Annotated in this window: 4 protein-coding genes; 3 read left to right on the top strand and 1 reads right to left on the bottom strand. The window is 41.0% G+C overall.

The annotated features are described in order from the left end of the window. The first annotated feature begins 196 nt into the window (after positions 1-196). Positions 197-2,275 (top strand): beta-glucosidase, encoded by a 2,079-nt coding sequence (locus KPC_RS18175; protein WP_121975739.1) that lies wholly within the window; start codon positions 197-199, stop codon positions 2,273-2,275. 53 nt (positions 2,276-2,328) lie between these two features. On the opposite strand, the gene tsaD is transcribed toward KPC_RS18175, so the two are convergent. Beyond that, a complete protein-coding gene (tsaD, locus tag KPC_RS18170) occupies positions 2,329-3,345 on the bottom strand; it encodes a tRNA (adenosine(37)-N6)-threonylcarbamoyltransferase complex transferase subunit TsaD (protein WP_121975738.1) in 1,017 nt (338 codons plus the stop codon). A gap of 146 nt (positions 3,346-3,491) precedes the next feature. Between tsaD and rpsU the strand changes: the two genes are divergently transcribed. Further along, the gene (gene rpsU, locus KPC_RS18165) at positions 3,492-3,707 is read left to right on the top strand and encodes a 30S ribosomal protein S21 (RefSeq protein ID WP_001136722.1); all 216 of its coding nucleotides are present in this window, start codon (positions 3,492-3,494) and stop codon (positions 3,705-3,707) included. A gap of 38 nt (positions 3,708-3,745) precedes the next feature. After that, entirely contained in the window at positions 3,746-4,192 is a 447-nt protein-coding gene (locus KPC_RS18160; protein ID WP_121975737.1) for a GatB/YqeY domain-containing protein, read from the top strand. Positions 4,193-4,229 lie beyond the last annotated feature (37 nt).

The following is a 4,229-nucleotide window of genomic DNA, read 5'->3' as shown; positions in this document are numbered from 1 at the left end:
TTATTATTCAATTATTACGATAATTAATACGGGGTGATTATTAATGCATCAAAAAAAATGTTTTCCAAAAAAAACACACAAAATGTTAGTCAATCTGAGCATGATATGTAGTTTAGGATACAGTTCGCCTTTAGTTTTTGCTGAATCCCCCAAGATAGAGAATGCCCAAAAAAGAGCCATAGCCACCGAGAAACAAATGACAGACGAAGAACGTTTTGGTCTGATTCAAAGTCTTATGGTTATGGTATTAAAACCAGACTTTAGCTCTGAGCGCGATGCTCGTATTCCTGAAAATATCCCTCAAATTGCCGGATGGGTAAAAGGTGTTCCACGACTTGGTATCCCAGATTTACTTCTAACAGATGCAGGTATGGGAATTACCAATCCAGGTAGTGGCCGTAAAGGAGATCAAGCCACTGCATTTCCTTCTGCTCAGGCTCTAGCTGCTACTTTCAACCCTAAACTTGCTTATGAAGCTGGCGCAATATTAGGGAAAGAGGCCAAATCAAGAGGATTCAATGTCGTACTCGGTGGTGGTATTAATTTGGCTCGAGATCCTCGTCATGGCCGTAATTTTGAATATTTTTCAGAAGACCCCTGGTTAAGTGCTGTTATGGCAGCAGAAACGGTCAAAGGAACTCAAGACCAGAAAGTTATGGGTATTTTAAAGCATGCTTCTCTTAATTCTCAGGAAATTAATAAATGGTTTTTAGACGCCCGAATTGATCCTGCAGCACATCGTGAATCAGAATTGTTAGGTTTTCAGGTTGCCATAGAGCGTTCCCGACCAGGTTCAATCATGTGTGCATATAACAAAGTTAATGGTGAGTATACCTGTGGCAATGACACATTGTTAAATCAACAAATTAAAAAAGACATGGATTATAAAGGCTTTATCATGTCTGACTGGAAAGCTGTCTACAATTGGGACTTTGCTTTAAAAGGACTAGACCAGCATTCTGGAATCCAGCTAGATGAAAAAGAATGGTTCGGTCTCCCATTACAGCAAGCCTTAAAAAATGGGCAATTTCCTAGAGAACGTCTATCGGATATGGTTCAACGTATTTTGTACGCCATTTATTCAACGGGCGTCGACCAATGGCATGGTGCCCAAGCGCAACCTGATCTAAAAGCTCACATTGCATCTACTGTCGAAGTTGCGCGTCAAGGCACAGTGCTCCTTAAAAACAATAATCTTCTTCCTATCCCGTCTGACGTTAAAAAAATTGCCATTATTGGCGGCTTTTCAAATCAAGGAATGATTAGTGGTGGTGGTGGCTCAAGTCTGGTAGATCCGATTGGTGGCTTCGCCATGAATATTCCATTAGGTGGCAATAATATGTTTGCCCCGCTTCGACGTCTCGCAATTACGGGGCCTTCACCATTAAATGAACTGCGTAAGCAATTTCCGCATGCTGAATTTTTAACCGATGCTGGTGAAACACCTGCTGAATCAGCAGCAATTGCAAAAAGGGCAGATATAGCAATAATATTTGCTTATAAAACTGAAGCAGAAAACCATGACCATGCCGACTTGAGTCTACCTTGGGGTCAAGACCAGCTGATTCGGGCTGTAAGTACTGCAAACCCTAAAACAGTAGTCGTTTTACAAACAGGAAACCCTGTCACGATGCCATGGCATAAACAGGTACCTGCGATTATAGAATCATGGTATTCAGGTAATGCAGGAGGAACAGCTATTGCAGAAATCCTTTCTGGTAAAGTCAATCCATCTGGTCGACTGCCTGTAACTTTTTACGCCGATATTCATCAAACACCCCATCCAGAACTACCTGGATTTGGCACTCCGGCAGATACCCCTACAACCATAAATTATCATGAAGGTGCAGAAATTGGTTATCGCTGGATGGCTAAAACCCATGCCAAGCCATTATTTTCATTTGGTCATGGTCTGAGCTATACACAATTTTCATATAGCAATCTCAAACTCAGTGGCGGTAATACTGTGACTGCACAATTCACAATTAAAAATACTGGTCAGCGTGATGGTGCGGAAATACCGCAGCTTTATCTAGTCAATGCCCCTGATGGTCAACGTATGCGTTTACTTGGTTTTGATCGTATTCAGTTAAAAGCTGGCGAATCTCGAAAAGTCACGATCAGTGCAGACCCTCGATTACTTTCGAAATATGATGCCTTAAATAGTCATTGGAAAATTGCTGGAGGAAGTTATACCATTTCAGTTGGAAAATCAGCGAATGATTTAGCATTAACGTCTCAAGTCAATTTAAACACCAGAGCTTTTGGAAAATAAAATATTTTAAGAATGTGGTCATTGTAGCTCACATGACCACAACTCATGATTTTTTATAGTGACAAAGGATTCGTCAATTCAGTCATTGGCCATCGTGGTGTAGTTGTAACAGATAAACCATCATGCTGACCAGCCTTTAAACGTTGATACCCTGCAAATGCAATCATGGCACCATTATCGGTACATAAAGCAGGTTCAGCATAGTAAACAGTTGCCTTGATTCTTGCCAAGTCTGCTTCCAAACGCTCACGCAACCGTTTATTGGCACTTACCCCCCCAGCGATAACCAAGCGTTTTAAACCTGTCTGTTTTAATGCTTTAACAGATTTTTTAACTAAGGTATCTACCAGTGCCTCCTGAAAAGAGGCGGCAATGTCAGCTTCACGATTTTCACCCTCAACTTTTTTAAGCTGGACTGAAACAGCAGTTTTTAACCCACTAAATGAAAAATCCAGTCCCTGATGTAGCATTGGGCGTGGGAAATCAAAAGCATTCATATCTCCATTTGCAGCCAATCTGGAAATATTTGGTCCCCCTGGATATGGAAGCCCCATCATTTTTGCAACCTTGTCGAAGGCTTCCCCTGCTGCATCATCAATTGATTCACCTAAAATTTCATACTGACCTATTCCATGTGCAGCCATGAGTTGAGTATGTCCACCTGACACCAATAACGCGACAAACGGGAATTCTGGCGGATTATTGGATAACAATGGTGCAAGCATATGCCCTTCCATATGATGCACACCGATTGCCGGTTTATTTAAAGCAAATGCCAGAGTACGACCAAACAGCGCTCCTGTCATAAGTGCCCCCATAAGACCAGGACCACGCGTATAAGCAACAGCGTCAATTTCGTTTTTCTTTACATTACTTTGTTCAAGCAACTGATTTATCAATGGAATAAGCTTTCGCACATGATCACGGGATGCAAGTTCAGGAACTACGCCACCATATTCGGCATGTAGTTTAATCTGACTATATAATACTTGTCCTCTTAAGCCGACTTCACTGTCATAGAGCGCTAGACCTGTTTCATCGCATGAAGTTTCTAAGCCAAGAACGATCATTTATCTGCCTTTTACCCGTATCAAAATATTGCAAACGCTATTATAGACTTGTGATATGAGATGTAAATGAGTAAAATACTGCACTTCACTTGTGACTACTTACAATTGTGTATGTAGTCTTATCCATAAACTAATGAGGATTCTTCATGCCACAAGTTAAATTGAAAGAAGGCGAACCAGTTGACGTAGCTATCCGTCGTTTCAAACGTTCATGCGAAAAAGCTGGTGTTTTAGCTGACGTACGTAAACGCGAATTCTACGAAAAACCAACTCAAGAACGTAAACGTAAAAAAGCTGCTGCTGTTAAACGCTACCAAAAGAAATTGGCGCGTGAATCAGTACGTACTACTCGCCTTTACTAAGATTTATTTGTGACTGATTGACTGACTGGACAACTTAAATGACTACTTTAAAAAACCAAATAACTGATGTTTTGAAAGCAACTATGCGTGCTAAAGAAATGGATAAGTTAACGGTAATTCGTAGTCTACAGGCAGCAATCAAGCAAATCGAAGTCGATGAGCGCATTGAGCTTGACGATCAGCAAGTTCTTGCGGTCATTGAAAAGCAAATCAAGCAACGCAAAGAGTCAGTTAAAGCCTATGTAGGCGCTGGCCGAGAAGATTTAGCTAGTAAAGAACAAGCCGAAATTGAAATTTTATCTCAATTTCTACCTGAAGCTATGTCAGAGGAAGAGCTTGATTCTCTCATTGCGCAAACCATTGAAGCGCAAGGTGCTACTAGCATGAAAGATATGGGTAAGGTGATGAATTCTCTACGTCCGATCATAGCCGGACGTGCCGATCCTGCACAAGTTTCAGCTAAAATCAAAGCTAAACTTGCTTAATTCTTTCAATCTATAAAAGTTTTTGTTTGATTTGGAC

The sequence above is a fragment of the Acinetobacter stercoris genome (genome assembly GCF_900323515.1).
Classification (GTDB): domain Bacteria; phylum Pseudomonadota; class Gammaproteobacteria; order Pseudomonadales; family Moraxellaceae; genus Acinetobacter; species Acinetobacter stercoris.
Note: the sequence above shows the minus strand (reverse complement) of the source record. Positions and strands in the feature narration are given on the sequence as shown.